14 protein-coding genes, 21 tRNA genes and 2 rRNA genes are annotated in these 25,746 nt (G+C 44.5%); 34 read left to right on the top strand and 3 right to left on the bottom strand.

Annotated features, from left to right (window positions below):
- Positions 1-55 precede the first annotated feature (55 nt).
- The 28 genes from AABM38_RS19025 to AABM38_RS18890 all read left to right on the top strand — a co-directional run bounded on the left by AABM38_RS19025 (position 56) and on the right by AABM38_RS18890 (position 14,192).
- Positions 56-2,990: ribosomal RNA gene (locus tag AABM38_RS19025) — 23S ribosomal RNA — on the top strand.
- A 115-nt stretch (positions 2,991-3,105) separates the two neighbouring features.
- Positions 3,106-3,221: ribosomal RNA gene (gene rrf / locus AABM38_RS19020) — 5S ribosomal RNA — on the top strand.
- Between the two features lie 10 nt (positions 3,222-3,231).
- Positions 3,232-3,307 (top strand) — tRNA-Val (locus tag AABM38_RS19015).
- Between the two features lie 8 nt (positions 3,308-3,315).
- Positions 3,316-3,391, top strand: a tRNA-Thr gene (locus tag AABM38_RS19010).
- A gap of 24 nt (positions 3,392-3,415) precedes the next feature.
- Positions 3,416-3,491: transfer RNA gene (locus tag AABM38_RS19005), tRNA-Lys, on the top strand.
- Positions 3,492-3,505: 14 nt separating this feature from the next.
- Positions 3,506-3,590: transfer RNA gene (locus AABM38_RS19000), tRNA-Leu, on the top strand.
- Between the two features lie 22 nt (positions 3,591-3,612).
- Positions 3,613-3,687 (top strand) — tRNA-Gly (locus AABM38_RS18995).
- Between the two features lie 11 nt (positions 3,688-3,698).
- Positions 3,699-3,787: transfer RNA gene (locus AABM38_RS18990), tRNA-Leu, on the top strand.
- A gap of 20 nt (positions 3,788-3,807) precedes the next feature.
- Positions 3,808-3,884, top strand: a tRNA-Arg gene (locus AABM38_RS18985).
- Between the two features lie 16 nt (positions 3,885-3,900).
- Positions 3,901-3,977: transfer RNA gene (locus tag AABM38_RS18980), tRNA-Pro, on the top strand.
- A 16-nt stretch (positions 3,978-3,993) separates the two neighbouring features.
- Positions 3,994-4,069 (top strand) — tRNA-Ala (locus AABM38_RS18975).
- Between the two features lie 22 nt (positions 4,070-4,091).
- Positions 4,092-4,168, top strand: a tRNA-Met gene (locus AABM38_RS18970).
- 42 nt (positions 4,169-4,210) lie between these two features.
- Positions 4,211-4,287 (top strand) — tRNA-Ile (locus AABM38_RS18965).
- A 20-nt stretch (positions 4,288-4,307) separates the two neighbouring features.
- A tRNA-Ser gene (locus AABM38_RS18960) sits at positions 4,308-4,400 on the top strand.
- A gap of 165 nt (positions 4,401-4,565) precedes the next feature.
- Positions 4,566-4,639, top strand: a tRNA-Met gene (locus AABM38_RS18955).
- A 37-nt stretch (positions 4,640-4,676) separates the two neighbouring features.
- Positions 4,677-4,752: transfer RNA gene (locus tag AABM38_RS18950), tRNA-Asp, on the top strand.
- 5 nt (positions 4,753-4,757) lie between these two features.
- Positions 4,758-4,830, top strand: a tRNA-Phe gene (locus AABM38_RS18945).
- 39 nt (positions 4,831-4,869) lie between these two features.
- Positions 4,870-4,945, top strand: a tRNA-His gene (locus AABM38_RS18940).
- Positions 4,946-4,951: 6 nt separating this feature from the next.
- A tRNA-Gly gene (locus tag AABM38_RS18935) sits at positions 4,952-5,025 on the top strand.
- Between the two features lie 3 nt (positions 5,026-5,028).
- Positions 5,029-5,102 (top strand) — tRNA-Ile (locus tag AABM38_RS18930).
- 21 nt (positions 5,103-5,123) lie between these two features.
- Positions 5,124-5,198 (top strand) — tRNA-Asn (locus AABM38_RS18925).
- Between the two features lie 3 nt (positions 5,199-5,201).
- Positions 5,202-5,292, top strand: a tRNA-Ser gene (locus tag AABM38_RS18920).
- Between the two features lie 3 nt (positions 5,293-5,295).
- Positions 5,296-5,367 (top strand) — tRNA-Glu (locus AABM38_RS18915).
- A gap of 905 nt (positions 5,368-6,272) precedes the next feature.
- Positions 6,273-8,231 carry a 1,4-alpha-glucan branching protein GlgB gene (gene glgB, locus AABM38_RS18910; RefSeq protein WP_423407772.1) on the top strand — a complete coding sequence of 653 codons (1,959 nt, stop codon included), beginning with the start codon at positions 6,273-6,275 and terminating at the stop codon, positions 8,229-8,231.
- Positions 8,149-9,297 carry a glucose-1-phosphate adenylyltransferase gene (locus AABM38_RS18905; RefSeq protein WP_423407771.1) on the top strand — a complete coding sequence of 383 codons (1,149 nt, stop codon included), beginning with the start codon at positions 8,149-8,151 and terminating at the stop codon, positions 9,295-9,297. Before glgB ends, AABM38_RS18905 begins: the two co-directional genes overlap by 83 nt.
- Positions 9,298-9,320: 23 nt before the next feature.
- Positions 9,321-10,352, top strand: a complete 1,032-nt coding sequence (locus AABM38_RS18900) for a sugar phosphate nucleotidyltransferase (protein WP_423407770.1) — start codon at positions 9,321-9,323, stop codon at positions 10,350-10,352.
- Complete coding sequence (glgA, locus tag AABM38_RS18895) at positions 10,349-11,800, top strand: glycogen synthase GlgA (RefSeq protein ID WP_423407769.1); 1,452 nt, start codon at positions 10,349-10,351, stop codon at positions 11,798-11,800. The genes AABM38_RS18900 and glgA overlap by 4 nt, the downstream gene beginning before the upstream one ends.
- Positions 11,790-14,192, top strand: coding sequence for a glycogen/starch/alpha-glucan phosphorylase (locus AABM38_RS18890; protein WP_423407768.1), 2,403 nt, complete (start codon positions 11,790-11,792; stop codon positions 14,190-14,192). The genes glgA and AABM38_RS18890 overlap by 11 nt, the downstream gene beginning before the upstream one ends.
- 97 nt (positions 14,193-14,289) lie before the next feature.
- Here the strand turns inward: AABM38_RS18890 and AABM38_RS18885 are convergent, their stop codons facing one another.
- The 3 genes from AABM38_RS18885 to AABM38_RS18875 all read right to left on the bottom strand — a co-directional run bounded on the left by AABM38_RS18885 (position 14,290) and on the right by AABM38_RS18875 (position 17,653).
- Positions 14,290-15,366, bottom strand: coding sequence for a Gfo/Idh/MocA family protein (locus AABM38_RS18885; RefSeq protein WP_423407767.1), 1,077 nt, complete (start codon positions 15,364-15,366; stop codon positions 14,290-14,292).
- Positions 15,367-15,831: 465 nt separating this feature from the next.
- On the bottom strand, positions 15,832-16,608 hold the full coding sequence (locus tag AABM38_RS18880; RefSeq protein ID WP_423407766.1) for a TraR/DksA C4-type zinc finger protein: 777 nt from the start codon (positions 16,606-16,608) through the stop codon (positions 15,832-15,834).
- 115 nt (positions 16,609-16,723) lie between these two features.
- Positions 16,724-17,653, bottom strand: coding sequence for a 1,4-dihydroxy-2-naphthoate polyprenyltransferase (locus tag AABM38_RS18875; RefSeq protein WP_423407765.1), 930 nt, complete (start codon positions 17,651-17,653; stop codon positions 16,724-16,726).
- 459 nt (positions 17,654-18,112) lie between these two features.
- Here AABM38_RS18875 and AABM38_RS18870 point away from each other — a divergent pair, with 459 nt between their 5' ends.
- The 6 genes from AABM38_RS18870 (at position 18,113) to menC (ending at position 25,644) form a co-directional block, all read left to right on the top strand.
- Positions 18,113-19,519, top strand: a complete 1,407-nt coding sequence (locus tag AABM38_RS18870) for an isochorismate synthase (protein ID WP_423407764.1) — start codon at positions 18,113-18,115, stop codon at positions 19,517-19,519.
- Positions 19,516-21,267 carry a 2-succinyl-5-enolpyruvyl-6-hydroxy-3-cyclohexene-1-carboxylic-acid synthase gene (gene menD, locus AABM38_RS18865; protein ID WP_423407763.1) on the top strand — a complete coding sequence of 584 codons (1,752 nt, stop codon included), beginning with the start codon at positions 19,516-19,518 and terminating at the stop codon, positions 21,265-21,267. The genes AABM38_RS18870 and menD overlap by 4 nt, the downstream gene beginning before the upstream one ends.
- Positions 21,264-22,073: a 2-succinyl-6-hydroxy-2,4-cyclohexadiene-1-carboxylate synthase gene (gene menH / locus AABM38_RS18860; protein ID WP_423407762.1), complete on the top strand. Its 810-nt coding sequence runs from the start codon at positions 21,264-21,266 to the stop codon at positions 22,071-22,073. The genes menD and menH overlap by 4 nt, the downstream gene beginning before the upstream one ends.
- Positions 22,074-22,089: 16 nt before the next feature.
- Positions 22,090-22,908 carry a 1,4-dihydroxy-2-naphthoyl-CoA synthase gene (gene menB, locus AABM38_RS18855; protein WP_335376563.1) on the top strand — a complete coding sequence of 273 codons (819 nt, stop codon included), beginning with the start codon at positions 22,090-22,092 and terminating at the stop codon, positions 22,906-22,908.
- 151 nt (positions 22,909-23,059) lie between these two features.
- Complete coding sequence (locus tag AABM38_RS18850) at positions 23,060-24,541, top strand: o-succinylbenzoate--CoA ligase (RefSeq protein ID WP_423407761.1); 1,482 nt, start codon at positions 23,060-23,062, stop codon at positions 24,539-24,541.
- Positions 24,538-25,644, top strand: a complete 1,107-nt coding sequence (menC, locus tag AABM38_RS18845; RefSeq protein WP_423407760.1) for an o-succinylbenzoate synthase — start codon at positions 24,538-24,540, stop codon at positions 25,642-25,644. The genes AABM38_RS18850 and menC overlap by 4 nt, the downstream gene beginning before the upstream one ends.
- Positions 25,645-25,746 lie beyond the last annotated feature (102 nt).

Here is a 25,746-nt window from a genome sequence, read left to right as displayed (position 1 = left end):
TTTAGTTTTTCTCTCTATTTAATAGAGAATCAACCACGACAATTTATTGTCAAACGGTTAAGTTAGAAAGGGCGCACGGTGGATGCCTTGGCACTAGGAGCCGATGAAGGACGGGACTAACACCGATATGCTTCGGGGAGCTGTAAGTAAGCTTTGATCCGGAGATTTCCGAATGGGGAAACCCACTGTTCGTAATGGAACAGTATCTTTACCTGAATACATAGGGTATTGAAGGCAGACCCGGGGAACTGAAACATCTAAGTACCCGGAGGAAGAGAAAGCAAACGCGATTCCCTGAGTAGCGGCGAGCGAAACGGGACATAGCCCAAACCAAGAGGCTTGCCTCTTGGGGTTGTAGGACACTCTACATGGAGTTACAAAGGAACGGGGTAGATGAAGTGGTCTGGAAAGGCCCGTCAGAGAAGGTAAAAACCCTGTAGTTGAAACTTCGTTCCCTCCTGAGTGGATCCTGAGTACGGCGGGACACGAGAGATCCCGTCGGAAGCTGGGAGGACCATCTCCCAAGGCTAAATACTCCCTAGTGACCGATAGTGAACCAGTACCGTGAGGGAAAGGTGAAAAGCACCCCGGAAGGGGAGTGAAATAGATCCTGAAACCGTGTGCCTACAAGTAGTCAGAGCCCGTTAATGGGTGATGGCGTGCCTTTTGTAGAATGAACCGGCGAGTTACGATCCCATGCAAGGTTAAGTTGAGAAGACGGAGCCGCAGCGAAAGCGAGTCTGAATAGGGCGAATGAGTATGTGGTCGTAGACCCGAAACCAGGTGATCTACCCATGTCCAGGGTGAAGGTTGGGTAACACCAACTGGAGGCCCGAACCCACGCACGTTGAAAAGTGCGGGGATGAGGTGTGGGTAGCGGAGAAATTCCAATCGAACTTGGAGATAGCTGGTTCTCTCCGAAATAGCTTTAGGGCTAGCCTCACGTTGTAAGAGTCTTGGAGGTAGAGCACTGTTTGGACTAGGGGCCCTCATCGGGTTACCGAATTCAGACAAACTCCGAATGCCAAAGACTTATCCGTGGGAGTCAGACTGCGAGTGATAAGATCCGTAGTCAAAAGGGAAACAGCCCAGACCACCAGCTAAGGTCCCAAAGTATACGTTAAGTGGAAAAGGATGTGGAGTTGCTTAGACAACCAGGATGTTGGCTTAGAAGCAGCCACCATTTAAAGAGTGCGTAATAGCTCACTGGTCGAGTGACTCTGCGCCGAAAATGTACCGGGGCTAAACGTATCACCGAAGCTGTGGATTGACATCTTTGATGTCAGTGGTAGGAGAGCGTTCTAAGGGCGTTGAAGCTAGACCGTAAGGACTGGTGGAGCGCTTAGAAGTGAGAATGCCGGTATGAGTAGCGAAAGATGGGTGAGAATCCCATCCACCGAATGCCTAAGGTTTCCTGAGGAAGGCTCGTCCTCTCAGGGTTAGTCGGGACCTAAGCCGAGGCCGAAAGGCGTAGGCGATGGACAACAGGTTGATATTCCTGTACCACCTCTTTATCGTTTGAGCAATGGGGGGACGCAGTAGGATAGGGTAAGCGCGCTGTTGGATATGCGCGTCTAAGCAGTAAGGCTGCAAGTGAGGCAAATCCCGCTTGCGTGAAGGCTGAGCTGTGACAGCGAGGGAAATATAGTACCGAAGTTCCTGATTTCACACTGCCAAGAAAAGCCTCTAGCGAGATAAAAGGTGCCCGTACCGCAAACCGACACAGGTAGGCGAGGAGAGAATCCTAAGGTGAGCGAGAGAACTCTCGTTAAGGAACTCGGCAAAATGACCCCGTAACTTCGGGAGAAGGGGTGCTCATTTGGGTGAATAGCCTAGATGAGCCGCAGTGAATAGGCCCAGGCGACTGTTTAGCAAAAACACAGGTCTCTGCGAAGCCGCAAGGCGAAGTATAGGGGCTGACGCCTGCCCGGTGCTGGAAGGTTAAGAGGAGGGGTTAGCGCAAGCGAAGCTCTGAATCGAAGCCCCAGTAAACGGCGGCCGTAACTATAACGGTCCTAAGGTAGCGAAATTCCTTGTCGGGTAAGTTCCGACCCGCACGAAAGGCGTAACGATCTGGGCACTGTCTCAACGAGAGACTCGGTGAAATTATAGTACCTGTGAAGATGCAGGTTACCCGCGACAGGACGGAAAGACCCCGTGGAGCTTTACTGTAGCCTGATATTGAATTTTGGTACAGCTTGTACAGGATAGGTAGGAGCCTGAGAAACCGGAGCGCCAGCTTCGGTGGAGGCGTCGGTGGGATACTACCCTGGCTGTATTGAAATTCTAACCCACGCCCCCGATCGGGGCGGGAGACAGTGTCAGGTGGGCAGTTTGACTGGGGCGGTCGCCTCCTAAAGAGTAACGGAGGCGCCCAAAGGTTCCCTCAGAATGGTTGGAAATCATTCGCAGAGTGTAAAGGCACAAGGGAGCTTGACTGCGAGACCTACAAGTCGAGCAGGGACGAAAGTCGGGCTTAGTGATCCGGTGGTTCCGCATGGAAGGGCCATCGCTCAACGGATAAAAGCTACCCCGGGGATAACAGGCTTATCTCCCCCAAGAGTCCACATCGACGGGGAGGTTTGGCACCTCGATGTCGGCTCATCGCATCCTGGGGCTGTAGTCGGTCCCAAGGGTTGGGCTGTTCGCCCATTAAAGCGGTACGCGAGCTGGGTTCAGAACGTCGTGAGACAGTTCGGTCCCTATCCGTCGTGGGCGCAGGAAATTTGAGAGGAGCTGTCCTTAGTACGAGAGGACCGGGATGGACGCACCGCTGGTGTACCAGTTGTCTTGCCAAAGGCATCGCTGGGTAGCTATGTGCGGACGGGATAAGTGCTGAAAGCATCTAAGCATGAAGCCCCCCTCAAGATGAGATTTCCCATAGCGCAAGCTAGTAAGAACCCTGAAAGATGATCAGGTTGATAGGTCAGAGGTGGAAGCGCGGTGACGTGTGGAGCTGACTGATACTAATCGTTCGAGGACTTAACCAAATAGATTACTCGTTCTTCTAATTCTTCTTACACATTATCTAGTTTTGAGGGAATGAAAAATTTCTCTTGCAAAATGCATAAAAGACGATATAATAGAAATTGTCTTTAAAAAATGTCTGGTGACGATAGCGAGAAGGTCACACCCGTTCCCATACCGAACACGGAAGTTAAGCTTCTCAGCGCCGATGGTAGTTGGGGGTTTCCCCCTGTGAGAGTAGGACGTCGCCGGGCAGTTTCAAATGGAGGATTAGCTCAGCTGGGAGAGCATCTGCCTTACAAGCAGAGGGTCGGCGGTTCGATCCCGTCATCCTCCACCATTACATTTGCCGGTGTAGCTCAATTGGTAGAGCAACTGACTTGTAATCAGTAGGTTGGGGGTTCAAGTCCTCTCGCCGGCACCATTTTTAACCTAATTACACACGTACGAGCCATTAGCTCAGTCGGTAGAGCATCTGACTTTTAATCAGAGGGTCGAAGGTTCGAGTCCTTCATGGCTCACCATTTCAACTTTATATGCGGGTGTGGCGGAATTGGCAGACGCACCAGACTTAGGATCCGGCGCCGCAAGGCGTGGGGGTTCGACTCCCTTCACCCGCACCATTTTTTCTAAAAAAATATGTATGCGGAAGTAGTTCAGTGGTAGAATACAACCTTGCCAAGGTTGGGGTCGCGGGTTCGAATCCCGTCTTCCGCTCCAAAAGTTCCTTAGCCGGGGTGGCGGAACTGGCAGACGCACAGGACTTAAAATCCTGCGGTAGGTGACTACCGTACCGGTTCGATTCCGGTCCTCGGCACCATTTTCGATTTAACATCATATGCGCCCGTAGCTCAATTGGATAGAGCGTCTGACTACGGATCAGAAGGTTATGGGTTCGACTCCTTTCGGGCGCGCCAATATTTTACTCTATATCGGGGAGTAGCTCAGCTTGGTAGAGCACTTGGTTTGGGACCAAGGGGTCGCAGGTTCGAATCCTGTCTTCCCGACCAGATACTGATATAATATGGGGCCTTAGCTCAGCTGGGAGAGCGCCTGCCTTGCACGCAGGAGGTCAGCGGTTCGATCCCGCTAGGCTCCACCATATCTTTTTGAAAATTTAATTTGGCGGTGTAGCTCAGCTGGCTAGAGCGTACGGTTCATACCCGTAAGGTCGGGGGTTCGATCCCCTCCGCCGCTACCAATTTTACAATCTGGTTGAACCTATTCAATCTAGGCTAAACATGGACCTTTAGCTCAGCTGGTTAGAGCAGACGGCTCATAACCGTCCGGTCGTAGGTTCGAGTCCTACAAGGTCCACCATATATTGTTTGTTATTTCACGGAGGTATACCCAAGTCCGGCTGAAGGGATCGGTCTTGAAAACCGACAGGCGGGTAACACCGCGCGGGGGTTCGAATCCCTCTACCTCCTCCATAATTTCATTTGCATTTATTACCGTCGCGGGGTGGAGCAACGAGCGTTACTTCACTGAATGAACTGCGAGTTGTACCGATCGAGCAGCAGCTTGAATTAGCTTCCTGAGATCGGGACAGCACTTGCTCTCAAGGAGCATAAACAATAAGATATTTTTATTATCGTCGCGGGGTGGAGCAGCCCGGTAGCTCGTCGGGCTCATAACCCGAAGGTCGCAGGTTCAAATCCTGCCCCCGCAATTAAGTTTTTTTAAGTAATACACTTGAAAAAAACTTTGGTCCCGTGGTGTAGCGGTTAACATGCCTGCCTGTCACGCAGGAGATCGCCGGTTCGATCCCGGTCGGGACCGCCATTTGTGGCTCAGTAGCTCAGTCGGTAGAGCAAAGGACTGAAAATCCTTGTGTCGGCGGTTCGATTCCGTCCTGAGCCACCTTTATTTTTTTTAATTTAATATGCATTTTGAAATATGGCGATTGTGGCGAAGTGGTTAACGCACCTGATTGTGGTTCAGGCATTCGTGGGTTCGATTCCCATCAGTCGCCCCATTTTTTGCGGGTGTAGTTTAGTGGTAAAACCTCAGCCTTCCAAGCTGATGATGAGAGTTCGATTCTCTTCACCCGCTCCATAAGGGCCTATAGCTCAGCTGGTTAGAGCGCACGCCTGATAAGCGTGAGGTCGATGGTTCGAGTCCATTTAGGCCCATTTTTTTTATCATTTTATTATTCCGCAGTAGCTCAGTGGTAGAGCACTCGGCTGTTAACCGAGCGGTCGTAGGTTCGAATCCTACCTGCGGAGCCATATGGGGAAGTACTCAAGAGGCTGAAGAGGCGCCCCTGCTAAGGGTGTAGGTCGGGTAACCGGCGCGAGGGTTCAAATCCCTCCTTCTCCGCCATAAGGCCCCTTGGTCAAGCGGTTAAGACACCGCCCTTTCACGGCGGTAACACGGGTTCGAATCCCGTAGGGGTCATAAGGAAAGCTGTTAGCATTATTGCTAACAGCTTTTTTTCTGTTTAGTTGTATTAAGGTCAATGTTTTTAAGCACCTGTTTATTGGGGCGGAGGGCCGACTCTTCAGAAAATGCAAATGCATTTCCATCGTGCGTAGCAAGATTCGAGGAAACCGTTCATAGGCCTGCCGGATCAGCGGCAACGGTGAGTCCTCGCAGGAGCAAAACGATGACGTGGTGCACCGGACGCCCTGCGGAAAGCGAGTGCCTGGAGCGGAAATCAACAGAAAAAGTAAGACAGCCAAGTTCTAAAAAAAGGATAAACATAACTCCATTAGGTTTATTAAGCCCCCAAAAAGGGTATATAATATTGATTTTATGTTTAATAAGTCGAAATTGGCTGAAGGAATAATTAGTCAATATCCATTCATCTTAAACCTGGTTAACATAGTTTCAATTCCGCTGGTCATCTATTACCACATTTTTACCTGGATGTTGGTTATCTGCTAAATGGGTATCTTAAAATGCCAATGCCACAGACCTCTTTACCTACTAGTATGTTTGAGAGTCGCCTCAATGAGAAAGGCTAAATAACAAGTTGAAATGAAAACGTTATCATTTCAATAATATTTTTTCTGCTATTACTCTCTATCACCCAAGAAATTTCAGCGTTTCCTCTAAAAAATCATTATTCTCTTTTCAAAAATAGTAAACTTTCCTTCAACATAATTCGCGTAATTGGAAGATTTAGTACATTAAAGCGCTACCAATTGTCAGTGTTTGTCGATATTAATATTTTATTAAGATTTATTGTCGAAATATTAAAAAAATGTTTACAAGGATTTCGCGCTGCTAACTAGAATACTACTGAAAAAGGGTGTTTCCAAAAATATTAAGCATGTTCTAATAAAGGCAGGTGGAAGGGTTTGGTAATCAATCCTACAGAGTTTGAATTGCATCTATTCCATGAAGGCACTTTGTACCAGAGTTACAATTTATTTGGTGCGCATGTCATTAAAAATGAATCTAATACATATACTCGATTTTGTGTGTGGGCTCCAAATGCCAGGGCTGTGAGTCTGGCAGGGGACTTTAATCAATGGGATGGCAACGGTTTTGGTTTGCACAAAGTGAATAATGAAGGTGTATGGCAGATTGTACTAGAAGGCGACCTTTCTGGGGCGATTTATAAGTATGAAATCACATCCCAGGCAGGTGAGAGGATTTTAAAGGCAGATCCATACGCGTTTTTTTCAGAGCTTAGGCCGAACACAGCTTCAATTGTTTATCCTCTCGAAGGTTATAAATGGAGTGATCATAAATGGCTGCAGAAGAGGGAGAGAAAAAGCAGCCTGGATGAACCTATGTATATCTATGAGCTGCATGCAGGTTCCTGGAAAAAGGCAGCAGATGGCTCTTTCCTTACTTACCGTGAGCTGGCAGATGAGCTGATTCCATATATTTTAACGCATGGATACACACATATCGAATTATTGCCGCTAACTGAGCATCCGCTCGATATCTCCTGGGGCTACCAATCTACCGGTTATTTCTCTGTTACTAGCAGATATGGCACCCCGCATGATTTTATGTATTTCGTTGATATATGCCATCAAAATGGAATTGGAGTAATCATTGACTGGATTCCAGGACATTTTTGCAAGGATGCGCATGGGCTGTACCAGTTTGATGGCAGCTATGTTTATGAATATCAATATGAAAATGATCGTGAAAATCGCGTCTGGGGAACGGCCAATTTTGACTTGGGAAAAACAGAGGTACAAAGCTTCCTGATTTCCAGTGCTTTATTCTGGCTTGAAAAATATCATATTGATGGCTTTCGGGTTGATGCTGTGGCTAATATCATCTACTGGCCTAATTCAGTTCAGACTGCTAATCCCAATGGTGTGGATTTTTTAAAGAAGCTGAATAAGGCTGTAAGGGATTATGAGCCTGCTGCTTTGATGATTGCTGAGGATTCGACTGATTGGCCTCAGGTGACAGCACCTGTGGAGTATGGAGGGCTTGGGTTTACATACAAGTGGAACATGGGATGGATGAATGACACATTAAAGTATATGGAGACAGAATCACATGAAAGGAAGCATATACATGATAAAGTAACTTTTTCTCTCCTTTATGCCTTTTCTGAGAACTTTGTTCTTCCTTTTTCACATGATGAAGTAGTCCATGGTAAAAAGTCATTGCTTGATAAAATGCCAGGAGATTACTGGCAAAAATTCGCGCAGCTCAGATTATTGCTTGGATTCTTGGGAGTCCATCCGGGAAAAAAGCTGACGTTCATGGGAACAGAGTTCGGACAGTTCTCTGAATGGAAAGACCAGGAGCAGTTAGACTGGAGTCTGCTTGATTATGAAATGCATCAAAAAATGAACGTTTATGTGAAGGAGTTAATGAAACTGTACAAACGTTCAAAGCCATTATATGAAGTGGACCAGAGCTATGAAGGGTTTGAATGGATTGATGCTGATAACCATGAGCAGTCGATATTTTCCTTTATTCGAAAAGGAAAGAACCCGGAAGAAATCCTTGTGATTGTTTGCAATTTTACAGAAAAAGTTTACAGCGATTATAAAATCGGAGTACCAAAGCCAGGTGAGTACAGAGAAATAATGAACAGCGACGCCCAGCCATTCGGAGGCTCTGGTTTTATTAATAAAAAGGTGATTGAAGCGAAAGAAATAGCCTTCCATGGAAGGCCATATTCTATAGAAATGAATATTTCTCCATTCGGAATTTCGATTTTACGTCCTGTTATCAAAAGAAAGGGGAGAAACAATCATGAAAAAGAAGAAATGCGTAGCAATGCTGTTGGCAGGAGGAAAAGGAAGCCGTCTGCACTCATTGACAAAGAACCTAGCTAAGCCAGCTGTCCCTTTTGGCGGCAAATATCGGATCATTGATTTCCCGCTTAGCAACTGCACGAATTCGGGAATCTATACAGTTGGTGTATTGACACAGTACCAGCCGCTTTTACTGAACTCATATATTGGGATAGGAAGTGCCTGGGATCTTGACAGAAAGGATGGCGGTGTTACTGTGCTGCCACCATACGCTGAAACATCCGAGGTGAAATGGTATTCAGGTACTGCAAGCGCGATCTATCAAAATTTGAATTATCTTTATCAATATGAACCAGAATATGTGCTGATTCTTTCTGGTGACCATATTTACAAAATGAATTATGAACTGATGCTTGATTACCATATTGAAAAGGGTGCAGACGCTACCATTTCTGTAATCGAGGTTCCGTGGGAGGAAACAAATCGTTTTGGCATTATGAACACCGATTCTGAATTGAAGATTACTGAATTTGAAGAAAAACCTGAAGATGCAAAAAATAATCTTGCTTCAATGGGTATTTATATTTTTAAATGGAGTGTTTTAAGGGAATATCTGATAAGGGATGATCAAAATCCTGATTCAAGCCATGACTTTGGCAAGGATATCATTCCTTTAATGCTAAAAGAAGAAAAGAAACTTTTTGCCTATCCGTTTAAAGGATATTGGAAGGATGTAGGAACTGTTCAAAGCCTGTGGGAAGCGAATATGGATTTATTGGACCGGAACTGCGAATTGAACCTGTTTGATCAGTCATGGCGAATCTATTCTGTAAACCCTAATCAGCCGCCGCAATACATTTGTCCGGAAGGCGAAGTGACGGACTCTCTAGTCAATGAGGGCTGCAAAATCGAAGGGGAAGTATCCAAGTCAGTTGTCTTTCAGGGAGTGACCGTAAGGAAGGGTGCTGTAGTAAAGGAATCGGTGATTATGCCAGATGCGGTGATCGGACTTAATTGCAGGATTGAAAAAGCCATTGTATCCCCAGGAGTTCTTGTGCCTGATGGAACAATTATTGGACCGGGACTTGATAGTAATGAAATCACTTTAGTATCGGAAGAGACAATCGGAGAATTGCAGTCCAATTGATCCGATTACGGGAGGAAAGAGAAATGAACAAACAATTATTGGGAGTAATAGACGCAACAACCGTTCACGACGATCTCCGGGAACTGGCTCTTCACCGATCGGTTGCAGCCATACCATTTGGCGGGCGATATCGTCTGATTGATTTCATCCTGTCCAATATGGTGAATTCAGGCATCAATAGCGTGGCGATTTTTCCAAAATTTCAATACAGGTCACTGATGGACCATTTAGGATCAGGAAAAAACTGGGACTTAAACCGCAAAAGGGATGGCTTGTTTTTCTTCCCTACGCCTAATCTGGATCAGCCCCATCATCCAGGAATAGGGTCGCTTGACCATTTTGCCGACAATATTGACTTTTTCGAACGCAGCACGCAGGAGTATGCCTTAATCTCCAATTCGTATACTGTTTTCAATATGGATTTTCAGCCGTTGCTTGACTGGCATCTAAAATCGGGTTGTGATATTACTGAAGTACAGAAGGACGGAGCTTCGCTTGGCATATACCTTGTTAAGAAAACCCTTCTGATGGACTTGATTGCAACACGAAATGAAACAGGGTATTCGACCATGAGAGATGTGGTAACAGATATCGATAGCCAGTTTAAGCTTTGCTATTATCAATGTGATGGATATGCCCTAATGGTAGATACAATCGATAAGTATTATACTGCCAGCATGGATTTGCTGAACCCTGAAGTATGGAAGCAGCTGTTTCCAAAAGAGCGGCCAATATTAACAAAAGTCAAGGATGAGCCTCCTACCCGCTATGAAAAAGAGGCATCTGTACGGAACTCAATGGTAGCAAACGGCGGGCTGATTGAAGGGACCGTGGAGAACAGCATCATCGCAAGGGGAGTCAAAATCGGGAAAAATACAGTTATCCGTAACTGTATCATCATGCAAAAAACGCAAATTAAGGAGAACTGTATTTTGGAATCTGTTATTGTCGATAAAGATGTACGCATTGAAGCAGGTACTGTGATTACAGCGCCTGAAGGTTCACCAGCTGTCATCAGAAAAGGTACAGTTCAGGGAGTGAGGACTGGATCGTGAAAGTATTGTTTGCAGTATCGGAGTGTGTCCCTTTCATCAAGTCTGGCGGTTTGGCAGATGTTGCCGGATCTCTGCCAAAGGAATTAAAAAAGCTGGGAGCAGATGTAAGGGTGATTTTGCCGAAGTACGGGATGATTCCGGAAAAATACCGCTCTGAAATGAAGAAAATGAAAGAGTATACCGTGCAGGTAGGCTGGCGATCTCAATTTTGCGGTATCGAAACTCTTGAATATGAAGGAGTAACCTTTTACTTTGTTGACAATGAATATTACTTCAAGCGGGATTCGCTTTATGGACATTATGATGATGGTGAACGTTTTTCCTTTTTTAATCGTGCTGTACTGGATTTTATCGCAGAAGTTGAATTTTACCCTGATGTCATTCATTGCCATGACTGGCACACCGGGATGATCCCTTTTTTACTGAGGACAGAATATTATAAGAAGCCTGGCTATGGATTAATCCGTTCTGTATTCACGATTCATAACCTTCAGTTCCAGGGCATTTTCCCCCGTGAAATTCTCGGGAACTTGCTGCACATTGACAGCCGTTATTTCAATGAAGAGCAGCTCGAGTTTTTCGGCAACGCCAATTTCATGAAGGCGGCTTTGATTTCCGCTGACCATATAACTACTGTCAGCCCTACTTACAAGGATGAAATCCAGACAGCTTATTATGGAGAAAAGCTTGATGGTATTTTGAGAAAGAGACGTGAAGACCTGTCAGGAATTTTGAACGGAATTGATCACGATTTGTATGATCCAAAAACTTATGCTGGTCTTGCCATCAGCTTCAGTCCGGAATCATATGAATTGCGAGTTGAAAATAAGCTCGAGATTCAGCGGTTTTTTGGACTTCCGGAAAGCAGCGAAATTCCAGTTGCAGCGATGATTACCAGATTAACAAAACAAAAGGGACTTGATTTAGTCACAGGAGTATTCCATGAAATAATGGCGACTGGTATACAGCTAGTAGTCCTCGGTACAGGAGACCCTGAATTTGAACAATTCTTCAGGGATATGTCAGAAAAATATCCTGAACAATGCAAGGCATATATTGGCTTTGATGAAAATTTGGCTCATCAGATTTATGCTGGTGCTGATATATTCCTTATGCCTTCACAATTTGAACCTTGCGGGCTGAGCCAGATGATTGCGATGCGTTATGGGGCGGTTCCTGTTGTCAGGGAAACGGGCGGTCTGAACGACACTGTCCAGCCGTACAATGAGTTTAACGATGAGGGTAATGGTTTTACCTTCAAAAATTTCAATGCCCATGACATGCTGTTTACAATTGAAAAAGCAATATCGCTCTTCCACCAAGAAGAAAGATGGGAAAGACTGGCCAGAAATGCCATGGAAACAGATTACAGCTGGGCACAATCAGCTAAACAATACAATGAGTTGTATTCTGATCTCATCTCAAGGAGTGAATCGCATGTTTTCTAGTGTTCCCAAATTCAAAACCACTTTCTTGAAAAAGCTCGAGATGATGTTTGGAACAAGCTTCGAAGAGAGCACGAGCCGAGAGCAGTTCCAGACTCTTGGGCATATGATCAGGGAGCATGTGAGCGCAGACTGGATCAGGACGAACGAACTGTACCGCGCAGGCGCAAAGAAGCAGGTATATTACTTGTCAATTGAATTTTTGCTGGGCCGTTTGCTTCGCCATAATCTTATTAATTTGGGCGTTGAAAAAGTGGTATGTAAAGGACTTGAAGAACTGGGAATCGATCTGGACCACCTGGAGGAAATCGAAGCGGATGCCGGGCTTGGCAATGGCGGGCTCGGCCGTCTGGCTGCTTGCTTTCTCGACTCACTTGCCTCGTTGGATTTGCCAGGTCATGGCTGTGGAATCCGTTATAAACACGGGTTGTTCGAACAGAAAATTGTTGATGGGTATCAAGTGGAGCTTCCTGAGCAATGGCTGCGTCACGGACATGTATGGGAAGTGCGCAAGGCAGACGATGCGGTTGAAATCCCATTTTGGGGTGAAATCGAGAGCCGGATGGAAAATGGCCGTCTGGTGTTCAGGCATTTAAATGCTGAGACGATCATGGCTGTTCCTTACGACTTGCCTGTCATCGGTTATCAGACTGAAACAGTCAACACCTTGAGGCTCTGGAATGCGGAACCATCCAGGTTTCCGGCTAATGCTGATATTTTCAAATATAAAAAGGATACAGAATCGGTTTCCGAGTTTTTATATCCTGATGACACACATGATGAAGGCAAGATCCTTCGCCTTAAGCAGCAATACTTCCTTGTAGCAGCGAGCCTTAAGGCAATCGTTCAATCTTTTAAAAAGAAGAATAAGAGCTTGCTAGAGTTCCATGACTATGTCAGCATCCATATTAATGATACTCACCCTGCGATCGCTGTACCTGAATTGATGAGGATTTTGATGGATGAGGAAGGGCTCGGCTGGGATGATGCATGGCATATTACCGTTGAAACACTTTCATACACAAATCATACGACTCTGGCGGAGGCTCTAGAAAAATGGCCGATCAGGATATTCAAACCGCTGCTTCCTCGGATATTCATGATTGTCGAGGAAATAAACGAGCGTTTTTGCAAGCAGGTTTGGGAGCAATATCCTGGCGATTGGGGCAGGGTTGAAAGTATGGCTATAATCGCTCATGGAGAGATCAGGATGGCTCCTTTAGCGATTGTTGGCAGCCATAGCATCAATGGTGTGGCAATGCTCCATACAGAAATTTTAAAAAATCGCGAAATGAATTTATTTTATCAGTTATATCCTGAGCGCTTCAATAATAAGACAAATGGAATCACCCATCGCCGCTGGCTATTGAAAGCCAATCCCGAATTGTCTGGGTTGATTTCGGATTCAATTGGACCTGAATGGATTTCAGCACCTCAACAGCTTGAGGAGTTAATGAGGTTTAGTGAAGATTCTGCTTTTCTTGAGAAAATGCATGCTATTAAACAGGCAAATAAACTGAGGTTGGCAAACAGGATCTTTGATAAAACTGGTTTAAAAATTGATAATGAATCGATTTTTGATGTTCAGGTAAAAAGGCTGCATGCTTATAAGCGCCAGCTGCTGAATGTCCTCCACATCATGCACCTGTATAATGCTCTTAAGGAAGATCCTGAAGCTTTATTGTATCCGCGGACTTTCATTTTTGGAGCAAAGGCTTCACCAGGTTACTACTTTGCTAAAAAGGTCATAAAATTGATTAATAGTGTTGCCCACAAGGTAAATAGCGATCCGGCTGTAAATGAGAAGCTAAAGGTTGTCTTCCTCGAAAACTATCGGGTGTCTTTGGCAGAAGAAATCTTCCCTGCTGCGGATATCAGCGAGCAGATTTCAACAGCAAGCAAGGAAGCTTCCGGAACGGGTAACATGAAATTCATGATGAACGGTGCATTGACGCTGGGTACCCTAGATGGTGCCAATGTGGAAATCACAGACTTGGTTGGGAGGGATAATATTTTCCTGTTTGGCTTAACCGCTGAAGAAGTGCTGGATTACCAAAACAATGGCGGTTACCATTCACTCGAATATTACCATCATGACAAGCGAATCCGTGAAGTGGCGGATCAGCTGATTAATGGATTTTTCCCGGATACAGAGAATCACTTTACTGAGATCTACGATTCTTTGCTTGGTCACAATGACCAATATTTTGTCCTGCGAGATTTTGATTCCTATGCTTTTGCCCATCAGGAGGTTAGCAGGAAATATTTAGACCGCAGTGCCTGGCTGAAGATGAGCCTCGTTAATATTGCAAAGTCTGGATTCTTCTCCAGCGACAGAACCATTACTGAATATGCGGACCAGATATGGGAAATAAAGTCTGCCTTAAAGGTGTAATCTGAATTAGTTTCCAATGCAATAAAAAACTAATACCATAAAAAAGTGACGTGTGAATTAGCACACGTCACTTTCTGTATTTATGAGTTCGTAATATTTACTTCACTTCTGCTTTTTTTCCTTCGCGTGCAGATTTCCTGACAGCATCTAATACCTTTTGAGTGGAAGATCCATCTTCAAAATCGGCAAGATAGGGGTGTTTTTTTCCGGAAACCAGAGTTGCATGGAGTGCATCTAAAGCCCTTTGGAATCCATTATAGTACCTTGCTGCGATTTGGGGCATACTTGGAGGTGCTTCTAGATCAGGCACTAATTCAACTTCTTCAAAATGGGAATTTCCAGCGGATATCAGAACCTTTTTATCGTCCAGCATAACAAGTGTGCCTTCCGTTCCAAATACTTCAAGTCGCCATGTGTTTTCAGTTTGGAGTGCCGCAGAAATTAGTTCGACCGTTACTGTGGTTCCATTTTCCAGAGTGCCAATGATCTGGAATGCATCATCAGCTGTCCTTAGTTCTTTATTTCCGTTATGTTCGGACTGTACAGGAATATGGATTGGCAACTGGCCATACACTTCTTTAAATGTACTGTCCAGCCACCATTGAAGAGAATCGATCATATGGGAACCAAGTGCACCAAGCATTCCTCCGCCATTTTCTTCCTGTCCCAGCCAGCCGCGGGGCTTTGAAATAAGGGCAGTATAATTAGCGAATGAGCACAGGTAACGGACATGCAAGACCTTCCCGAGTCTGCCGCTTTCTAAAATTTCTTTTACCTTCGTTCGTGCCGGCAGAAAGCGGAATTCATGGTTGATAAGTCCCCATTTTCCTGCATGATCTCTTTCTGCAATCATTTCATTTGTTTCTTTTGTATCCAAAGCCATTGGCTTTTCACAAACTACATGAACGCCTTTTTTGAAAGCAGCAACTGCCATTTCCTTATGTAAATTTACTGCAGAAGCAACAACTACTAAATCTAGAGTTTCCTGCTCGAGCATCTGCTGCCAGTCAGTATATACCTTATCTATTCCACTGACATTCCGTGCCTCTTCGATATTCCCCCTTGATACACTTGAAATTGCTACTACCTGGAATCCTACATGGTGAACCAGCATTGGGGCATGAACCTTAGCCCCAAAACCTGTCCCAATAATACCTACTTTAAATTTTTCCAAAAATACCAGCTCCCTGTCCGTGAATAGTTTAATTTTAATTCCAGTAGGGGATAATTGTAAATTTTTTAGGTTGGTTCGTATATATAATCTTCTTTTATTTACCATAAAAACCATAGTTAAATTTTGGGGAGTCAAATCAAAAAGGCTCAGATAATAAACTAGAACCTCAGCTTGTCGACAAAGATACAGGTCACAGAATAGTTATTGAAAACCTGTTGATTGGAGTGGAAGGCGCGTAGACTCCTGCGGGCGCAGCTGGTCAGGTGAGACCCCGCAGGAGCGAAGCGACGAGGAGGCTCAGCGCCAGCCCCGCGGAAAGCGAAGCGCCTGGAACGGAAATCAACAGACCTGTTATACTTTCCACAAAAGATGAAAAAACTGTAGACAAGCCCTCTTTAATTGGGCTTGTCTACAGTTTGGAACTCAGATTATAAACCTAAGCCTTTTTGTATGGCTTTTCAAAAATTACTTTGATCGGTTTTTATCTTCATTTTTATTATCTTCTATATAGCTATCTTCCTCTTTATAAGGGATATCTCCAAGCTGTGATTCCATGCCGGCGTCATCAAGCATTTCTTCGTATTCTTCCTCTGTTTCACTTTGGAAGACCTGTCGATCGCTGCCATCCATATCTGTGGCGCTGAATGACTCATAATCTTCAGTGAAACCTCCTTCTTTCTCGTTATCAATGTACAGTTTATTATAGTCCTTATGATCGCCTGTAAAATCGGCCGGGGTTTCAGAAGTACCGAATTCCGCAACATCCTTAAAACTGTTTCGGTTATCGGTCATTTCTTCATTTTGCCTGCGGTCGAAGTCTGTGTTGTGAGTCTGTTCCAGAACATCCTCTTCGGAAGGCCTGCCAGTGGACAAGTTTTGTTCCTGTGAGTGATCTACGCAGTATAGAGTATATGGTACAGCTTCAAGTCGTTCAAATGGAATTTCTTGTCGGCATTCTGCACATTTGCCATATGTTCCGTCCTCAATAGCTTTCAGGGCGTTGTCGATTTTTTCTATTTGGGCTTCATGATGCTCATCCATTGCAAAGTTCTTGGTGCGTTCAAATAATTCTGTTCCACTGTCAGCCGGATGGTTATCGTAGGAGGATAATTCACCTGTTGCTTCGCGCTGGCTCCCATCCAGATATCCTTCCTCGCTATTAGCTTCGATTTGGGTATTCAACATTTCTTTTTCATCTATAAGTGTTTTCTTTAATTCGTTAAGCTGTTCATTTGTCAGCATATTTACACATCCTTAGGTCTTATTAGTATGAAATGAATCATACATACTAAATACCCGCCTGGACTTTTAAGAAACATAGAAAAAGCTTCCGCCAAAGGCAGAAGCTTCTCATGTCTTATATTAATCCAATGAAAATTCCGATAGACAACAGGAATCCGAAAATTGTGTTGGTCTGTGCAGTTGCTGCCATTGCCGGCATCATTTGCAATGGATTTGATTTGCCAATGAAACCTTTTGTAGCCTTAATTGCCTTGGGAATACTGAGGGCAACCAGTGCAAGCCATGGTGAAACAACTCCGGTAATAATCAGTCCGATCACCCAGCCATAAGAAATGATGAACATTCCCGCAAGCAATCTGATTGCTCCTTTTCGTCCAAGTAGGATTGCCAATGTCTTGCGGCCAAATTCCTTGTCACCATCAAGGTCACGGATATTATTTGCCAGGAGGATCGCTCCAACCAGCAGGAAGCTTGGCACTGAGACGAGTACACTCGTTTCTGTTATCGTACCTGTCTGAATGTAAAACGAAATCAGAATGATCAGGACGCCCATGAAAAAGCCTGCGACAAGCTCTCCAAATGGAGTATAAGCAATTGGAAGCGGACCGCCAGTGTAGAGGTATCCAGCAGCAAGGGAGATAACCCCGACAGCAGCAACCCACCAGCTGCTGTTCATGCAGATATATACACCAAGAAGGACAGAGATTCCGTAAAGGCTGAATGCCAGGTTTAAAACTGTTTTAGGCTTAATGCCGTGGCGGACAATCGCTCCGCCAATCCCAATTGAATTCTCGTTATCAAGACCACGTACATAATCGTAATATTCATTAAACATATTGGTAGCGGCCTGGATCAGCAAGCTCGCAATCAGCATTGCCAGAAACAATCCCCAATGGATACCGCTTGTTTCTATAGCTAGTGCAGTGCCCAGTAGGACAGGGGCAAATGCAGCTGTAAGTGTATGAGGCCGTGTAAGCTGCCACCAAACTCTCCAGTCAGAGCCAGTCACTGATGGTGAAGAACTAGGCTGTAGCTGTGGTTGCATATCTAATTCTCTCCCTTAATATCAATATATCAAACCTAATTATTTTATCTAATTGAGCCAGATTTGTCAAAAAGGTAATTAACATCCAGGCAAAATTACCTTACAATAATAAGTGTAGATTTTCACATATGTACTGTCAATTAGTATTTTGGTGTTTTATATGGAATATTTTGTTAGAGGCACTGCTATGTTGGTTTCAATATTAAAAGGCTTGGATAAATAGTCGGTATAGATGAAAAGTTAATGATAATATGAAAGAAAAGATGTCCCTGCGTTCGGCACCAGGTAAACAGTAATCTTTGCGGGAAACATTTTTTGAAAAAGGTGTTAATATATAATAAGGAAAACACTAGTTTTGAGCAGTTTGCTATTATTGACATAGTTATTTATGAGGTGTATCTTAAAATAAGCTTTTAAACGTGTGATAACAGATGAGAGGCTGTTATTGGGGGGATTTTTTTGGTTGCCATTCAAGAAACAGAACTAAGACAGGGAATTCTTGATGCGATTGAGCGGGCCAAAGGACTATCTCAGTCTATACTGGTCAGCGAAGTCCATAAAATAGATAATATAGATCCTTTTTATTTTTTTGCTTCAGGAAGGGATACATTCTTAGGAGAACGCTTTTTCTGGAAGGATCCAGAAGGTGATTCCGTCATTGCTGGCTTGGGAATATGTGCGCAGATACAGTCGGATCAGGATGCTGACCGCTTTTTTCATGTTGAAAAAGAGTGGAAGCGCTTCACGGAAAACGCGCTTGTCTATAATACTTATAAGGTAAATGGCACAGGACCATCGTTGTTTGGCGGTTTTTCTTTCGATCCGCTGAAAGAAAAGACGGCTTTGTGGTCTAAGTTTTCAGCTGCTCTTTTCCATTTGCCAAAATATATGCTGACCATCATCAAAGGTGAGGCCTACTTTACAACCAATTTAGTCTGCACACAGCATGATGATTTATCTTTATTGGATAAAGTCATGAAAGAGCGTCAGGAAGTCCTTTCTCTGTCAAACCATAAGCCAGTACTGGGCAAACTTGAGATGAAAGAAATTGTTGAGATAAATCCAGAAGCGTGGAAAGAAACGATTACTGAAGTTGTTCATGATTTTGGTGGCAGCGAGCTGAAAAAAGTGGTGCTTGCAAGGGAGCTGCGTCTTCATTTTACTGATATCATCCAGGCAGAAAGCGTCCTTAAGAATCTGCTTGATGAGCAAAGAGACAGCTTTACTTTCGCCTTTGAATCAAATGGCGACTGCTTTATAGGGGCTTCCCCGGAAAGACTGGTAAAGAAGGACGGGTCAAGCCTGTTTTCGGCGTGTCTTGCAGGGTCGATTGGCAGAGGCGCTACGCCAGAGGAAGATAAGAAATTGGGCGATGAGCTCTTAAATGACCAAAAGAATCTAATCGAACATCAATATGTTGTCGATATGATCAAGGCAGCTATGCAGGAAACATGTGATGAGGTCATTCTGCCAGATCAGCCTGAATTGATGAAAATGAAATATATTCAGCATTTGTATACACCTGTAATCGGGAAAAACCGTGAAGGTACTTCTATACTGCATTTGGTGAATCGACTGCATCCTACGCCTGCTCTTGGCGGACTGCCTAAACAGGCTGCAGTGAATAAAATCAGAGAAGTGGAACAGCTCGATCGCGGTCTGTATGCCGCTCCGCTAGGCTGGCTTGATTATCACGGCAATGGGGAATTCGCCGTTGCGATCCGATCAGGACTAATCCAGGGCAGTGAAGCGTCATTGTTTGCAGGCTGCGGAATTGTAGCGGATTCTAACGCTGAAAGTGAATATAAAGAGACTAGCATCAAGTTCCGTCCGATGCTTGCAGCACTTGGAGGAAAAAAATCATGAGCCACCAGGAAGGTTTAACAGCATATATCGCAGCTTTCGTAGCGGAGTTGTCAAAATCAGGCGTGAAGGATGTTGTCATCAGTCCAGGATCGAGATCGACTCCAATGGCACTGGTGATGTCTGAGCATCCTGATTTGCGAATTCATGTGCATGTGGATGAACGTTCGGCCTCCTACTTTGCATTGGGGATTGCCAAAGCAACATGCAGGCCTGTGGCGCTTCTATGCACTTCAGGTACAGCAGCAGCCAATTATTATCCTGCTGTTATCGAAGCGAGCATTTCTCGCGTTCCATTGATCGTTTTGACGGCAGACCGCCCCCACGAACTTCGGGATGTTGGCGCACCGCAGGCGATAGATCAGATTCACCTGTATGGAAAAAATGTAAAATGGTTCGTTGAAATGGCGCCGCCGGAAAAGACAGATGAAATGATCAGGTACGCACGCACTGTATGTGCTAGGGCTGCAGCAACAGCTACGAGCTATCCAACAGGGCCTGTCCACTTGAACTTCCCGTTCAGAGAACCGCTGATTCCAAAAATGGATGAGAGATTATTTGATTTGGCCGAACGTTCTGGAGGATATGTTGACATACATACAGGACATTTGAGCCTTTCGGATGAGGTCTTTGGAAAAATCAGTGAGGATTTCTCAGCGTATCGCAAGGGAATCATTGTTTGCGGCCAAATCGACAGCAAAGGGTTTGCCGAGGAAGTGATTGCCCTGGCTGAGCAGCTGAAGTTCCCGATTGTAGCGGATCCTCTATCACAACTGCGGAGTGGGGAGCATGAAAGCAGCTATATAATCGATGCCTATGATGCATTTTTAAGGATTGAGGATGCAAAGGAAGCATTGAAGCCTGATTTGATCATCCGCTTTGGAGCGATGCCGATTTCAAAAGCATTGACCATTTTCATAAAAGAAAACCGAGATGCCCGCCAATTTGTAATTGATGGCGGGGCAGGCTGGCGCGAGCCATCGATGTCAGCGTCTGACATGCTATATTGCGACGAAGTGGTATTTTGCAATATGGTTCGCAGTTCTATTGATTCTGTAAACGATTCAGGATACCTGGAGACATGGCGTACAGCAAATAACATTGCCAAGGAACAATTGTCTGCCGTTTCAGAGGTGGAAGAATTGAGTGAAGGGAAACTATTCCATCAGCTTGCTGAGATGCTTCCGGAAGGCTCAACTCTTTTTGTCGGCAATAGTATGCCAATCCGTGACCTTGATTCATTTTTCTTTTTCAATAATAAGAACATCAAGGTGATGGCAAACAGAGGAGCCAATGGAATCGATGGGATTGTTTCGACAGCACTGGGAGTGGCTAGCGTTTTGCAGCCATGCTATCTTGTGCTTGGAGACCTTACCTTTTACCATGATCTGAATGGATTAATGGCAGCTAAAATGTATAACCTTAACATCAATATTTTATTGATTAATAATAATGGCGGCGGAATCTTTTCATTCCTTCCTCAGGCAAACGAGCCGAAGCATTTTGAAAGGCTCTTTGGCACACCGCTGGATCTTGATTTCAGCCATGTTGTCGAAATGTATAAAGGCAAATTCGATGTAATAAAGGACTGGGATCATTTTGAAGAGGTTTTCATTCAAAATCAAGAAATAAGTGGTTTGAAAGTGATGGAAGTCCAGACAATGAGAGATCGGAACCTGACAGAACATCGAGATTTGTGGAAATCTGTTTCCCGGGAAATAACGTTAGTGCTAAAAGGTGACAAGCAATGATAACCATGATAAACGGCGTCCGATATAATGTCGAGAAGTGCGGAGATGGTTTTCCACTACTGTTGCTCCATGGTTTTACAGGCGCGGCTTCTACATGGAAGCCGTTTTGTCCTATATGGGAAAAACATTCTCTTCTGGTAATGGCAGATTTGATAGGACATGGTCAAACAGATTCCCCTGAAATGGCAGAACGATATGATATCGTGAGTGCGGCAAATGATCTGAAAGTTCTTTTGGACGTGATGGGAATTGAGAAAACAGATTTACTTGGGTATTCAATGGGGGGGCGAGTGGCCATCACCTTTGCCAGTCTCTATCCTGAAAAGGTAAGGAAACTGGTGCTGGAAAGTACGACTCCAGGATTAAAAACGGAATCAGAAAAGAAAACCAGAATTCAACAGGACCATAATCTTGCATCAAAGATTGAAGAGGCTGGGTTGAAAACGTTCATTGAATATTGGGAGTCGATTCCCCTTTTTCAATCACAATTGAATTTGCCTGCCAAAGTCAGGGAACAAATAAGGAGTCAAAGGCTTCAAAATAACCCGGCCGGCCTTGCAAACAGCCTGAGGGGGATGGGGACCGGGGCGCAGCCTTCATGGTGGGACAAGCTGCCGGTCTTTGATTTTGAAACATTACTGGTAACCGGTACATTGGATCCAAAGTTTTGTAACATTGCAGAAGAAATGGTTTCAAAGCTTCCAAATGCTAAACATTTGTCGATAAAAGATTGCGGACATGCAATTCATGTGGAAGAACCGAAAAAATTTGGTACAATAGTAAGTGAGTTTTTGTCGAATACATAAATAGGAGGTTTTCTTAATGACAGTAGAATGGGTTTCAGAACGCAAGTATGAAGATATTCTTTATGAAACTTATAATGGGATTGCTAGAATCACCATTAATCGCCCAGAAGTGCGCAATGCATTCCGACCAAAGACGGTAATGGAATTGATTGACGCTTTTGCTTATGCACGTGATGATTCCAGCGTTGGAGTTATTGTTCTAACAGGTGCTGGAGATGATGCATTCTGTTCAGGCGGAGACCAGAGGGTTCGCGGACATGGTGGATATGTTGGTGAAGACCAGATTCCTCGTTTGAATGTCCTTGACCTTCAGCGTTTGATCCGTGTAATCCCTAAGCCAGTTATCGCTCAGGTAAAAGGCTATGCAATCGGTGGCGGCCATGTCCTTCACGTAGTCTGTGATTTGACAATTGCGGCTGACAACGCTATTTTCGGCCAGACTGGCCCTAAAGTAGGCAGCTTCGATGCTGGTTACGGCTCTGGCTACTTAGCAAGAATCGTTGGCCATAAAAAGGCACGCGAAATCTGGTTCCTATGCCGCCAGTACAATGCTCAGGAAGCACTTGATATGGGTCTTGTCAATACGGTTGTGCCTCTTGACCAGGTTGAAGAGGAAACACTCAAGTGGTGTGAAGAAATCCTTGAAAAGAGCCCTACAGCACTTCGCTTCTTAAAAGCAGCAATGAATGCTGATACGGATGGACTTGCAGGGCTTCAGCAAATGGCGGGAGATGCAACATTGCTTTATTACACAACGGATGAAGCAAAAGAAGGCCGCGATGCTTTCAAGGAAAAGCGTAAGCCAGACTTTGGCCAGTTCCCACGGTTCCCTTGATCCTTTGTCTATTTTAAATGTGCTAAAAAACAGCTTGATGGATATCCATCAGGCTGTTTTCGTATAAATGCAAATGTGTTAGATGTATGATCCATCGTCATGCAAATAGGATTATGTAAGGTATATGTAAAATCAAAGAGGTGGTTACAAAATGGGAGAATCGATGCCAAACTGGCTGAAAAAAAGGTCAGAGTTGACTCCGGATCGTGAAGCGTTAATTTTTGAAGGACATACATATTCGTTTAAAGAAGTCTTTGAAAAGGCGAAGGATATAACCGGAAAGCTTAATGCTCTTGGCTTTGCTACTGACTCAACAGCAGCTGTGCTTTTTTCTAATCAGGCAGATTCAGCAATCATTTTGTATGCTTTGCAAATGGCTGGAGTACGCACGGTTATTCTGAACAATCGCCTTACAGCCGAGGAATTATCATGGCAGCTGAATGACTCTTCAGCAGATTTGCTCATTTATGAAGAGGGTTTTAGGACTAAAGCTGCTTCTATTAATATTCATTTCCACTCAATCAGTATAGAAGAACTCCAGAAGGTCGAAAGCGCTGATCCGGTCATCCTCGAGGAATTTGACATGCAGGATGTCACAACGATTATGTATACGTCGGGTACAACGGGTAATCCAAAAGGCGTCATGCAGACTTACGGAAATCATTGGTGGAGTGCAACAGCATCAGCACTAAATCTTGGCTTGCATGAACAGGATAAATGGCTGTGTACTGTGCCAATCTTCCATATCAGCGGCTATTCTATTTTAATGAGAAGCCAGATTTATGGTATGCCAGTGGTTCTGCACAACACTTTTAATGAACGGAAGGTTATAGAAGATATTCGCAGTGAAAGAATTACGGTGATGTCGGTCGTCAGTACTATGCTTAGAAGAATCTTGAATGAGCTGGGTGGGGAGAAACTGCCGGACAGCTTCAGGTGCATGCTGCTTGGCGGCGGTCCCGCTCCACTTCCCATGCTCGAAAACTGTCTCGAAAAGCAAATTCCAGTATTTCAAACTTACGGGATGACTGAAACATCATCACAGTTCGCAACGCTGTCACCAGAATACAGCATTGAACGGTTAGGTTCAGCAGGGAAAGCATTATTTCCTAACCAGATTAAGATTGTTGACGAGGATGGGAATGAAGTTCCTTCTCGAGCTGAAGGAGAAATCATTGTCAAAGGGCCGAATGTTACGATTGGTTATTTAAACAGAGAGGACGAAACAGCAGACAAAATTCGTGATCACTGGTTACATACAGGGGATATTGGCTATTTAGACAATGATGGTTTCCTGTATGTCCTTGATCGGCGTTCTGATTTGATTATTTCTGGAGGAGAAAATATCTACCCTGCTGAGATTGAAGGTGTACTGCTTTCTCATCAAGGTGTCGCGGATGCCGGTGTGATCGGAGCAGAGGATGAACAATGGGGACAGGTTCCGGTTGCGTTTATTGTTAAGAAGGTTGGAGTTGAGGACTTAGAGGAAGAATTACTCGAGCTTTGCCTGCAAAAGCTTGCAAAGTACAAGCTTCCGAAAAAAATCTTGATTGTCGACAGCCTGCCCAGAAATGCTGCAAAAAAATTGTTAAGGCGAAAGCTGCGGGAATGGCTTGAATTGGGGCGTCCATGAATATTAAGTCAATCAAATTATCTTTGATAAAAATGCCATTAAAGCAGGCATTTACAACCCACTTAGGTACAGTAACCGAAAGGGAAGCAATTATTGTTGAAGTGGAGGGGAAGGATGGAGTCAGCGGTTTCGGTGAAGGTGTTGCCTTTTCCTCACCCTGGTACACAGAAGAAACAATTCAGACATCCTGGCATGTACTTAAGGATTTTATCATCCCTCTGATTAAGGAGAATGGGATTGCACACCCCGAGGGAACCTTTGCTTTGTTCAGTTCAATCAGAAGAAACCATATGGCAAAAGCCGCGATTGAAACAGCCTTGTGGGACTTGCAGGCGAAGCGGGAGGGTAAGACGTTATCGAAACTGATGGGAGGGACGGTCGACACCATTCCTTCTGGCGTTGTCGTAGGGAATCCTAATTTGCCAGCTGCGATCACTCAGATAGAAAGCTATCTAGAAAAGGGCTATTATCGTGTAAAAGTGAAAATCAGCCCGGAAAATGACATTCAGTATATCGCAGAGATTCGAAAGAAGTTTCCGGATTTGCTATTGATGGCTGATGCGAACTCCGCCTATACATTAGAAGATGCCGAGCGCCTTAAGAGTCTGGATGAATATGGCCTGCTGATGATTGAGCAGCCGCTGGACTATGATGATATTGTTGATCATGCCAAGCTCCAGTCTAAAATTTCGACGCCAATTTGCCTTGATGAAAGCATCGTAACCTTTAATGATGCAAGAAAAGCAGTCGAGCTAGGAAGCTGCAAGGTCATTAATATAAAAATTGGCCGGGTAGGCGGCTTAGGAGAAGCAAAGAGGATCCATGATTTTTGTGCAGACAAGGGTATTCCTGTCTGGGCAGGTGGGATGATCGAATTCGGAATATCCAGAGCCCATAATCTCGCGCTAGCATCAATGCCAGGGTTCACCATTCCAGGTGACATTTCCGGTTCTGACCGCTATTGGGAAAAAGATATTATCGAGCCTGAAATTAAAGTCCAAGGTGGTTTCATTACATTGCCGAATCGCCCAGGAATCGGTTTTGAAGTTAACAGGAAGCGTCTGGAGGAAGTAACGATTTTTGAAGATAAAATTATATTTTAGGATAACAGCACTGGTTTTTTACTGTGCTGTATTTTTTTTGTTAAATGGCTCTGTTAAAACCGATTGTTGTTTTTTAAACCCTGTTGATTGTAGTGGAAGGCG

This window comes from Heyndrickxia sp. MSNUG (assembly GCF_049532715.1).
In the GTDB taxonomy this organism is placed as follows: Bacteria; Bacillota; Bacilli; order Bacillales; family Cytobacillaceae; genus Mesobacillus.
Note: the sequence above shows the minus strand (reverse complement) of the source record. Positions and strands in the feature narration are given on the sequence as shown.

Excerpts from the sequence above, each read along its gene's own strand:
- AABM38_RS18905 (WP_423407771.1), top strand. The coding sequence starts at position 8,149 with ATGAAAAAGAAGAAATGCGTAGCAATGCTGTTGGCAGGAGGAAAAGGA.
- AABM38_RS18900 (WP_423407770.1), top strand. The coding sequence starts at position 9,321 with ATGAACAAACAATTATTGGGAGTAATAGACGCAACAACCGTTCACGAC.
- AABM38_RS18890 (WP_423407768.1), top strand. The coding sequence starts at position 11,790 with ATGTTTTCTAGTGTTCCCAAATTCAAAACCACTTTCTTGAAAAAGCTC.
- AABM38_RS18880 (WP_423407766.1), bottom strand. The coding sequence starts at position 16,608 with ATGCTGACAAATGAACAGCTTAACGAATTAAAGAAAACACTTATAGAT.
- AABM38_RS18875 (WP_423407765.1), bottom strand. The coding sequence starts at position 17,653 with ATGCAACCACAGCTACAGCCTAGTTCTTCACCATCAGTGACTGGCTCT.
- menD (WP_423407763.1), top strand. The coding sequence starts at position 19,516 with ATGAGCCACCAGGAAGGTTTAACAGCATATATCGCAGCTTTCGTAGCG.
- menH (WP_423407762.1), top strand. The coding sequence starts at position 21,264 with ATGATAACCATGATAAACGGCGTCCGATATAATGTCGAGAAGTGCGGA.
- menB (WP_335376563.1), top strand. The coding sequence starts at position 22,090 with ATGACAGTAGAATGGGTTTCAGAACGCAAGTATGAAGATATTCTTTAT.
- AABM38_RS18850 (WP_423407761.1), top strand. The coding sequence starts at position 23,060 with ATGGGAGAATCGATGCCAAACTGGCTGAAAAAAAGGTCAGAGTTGACT.
- menC (WP_423407760.1), top strand. The coding sequence starts at position 24,538 with ATGAATATTAAGTCAATCAAATTATCTTTGATAAAAATGCCATTAAAG.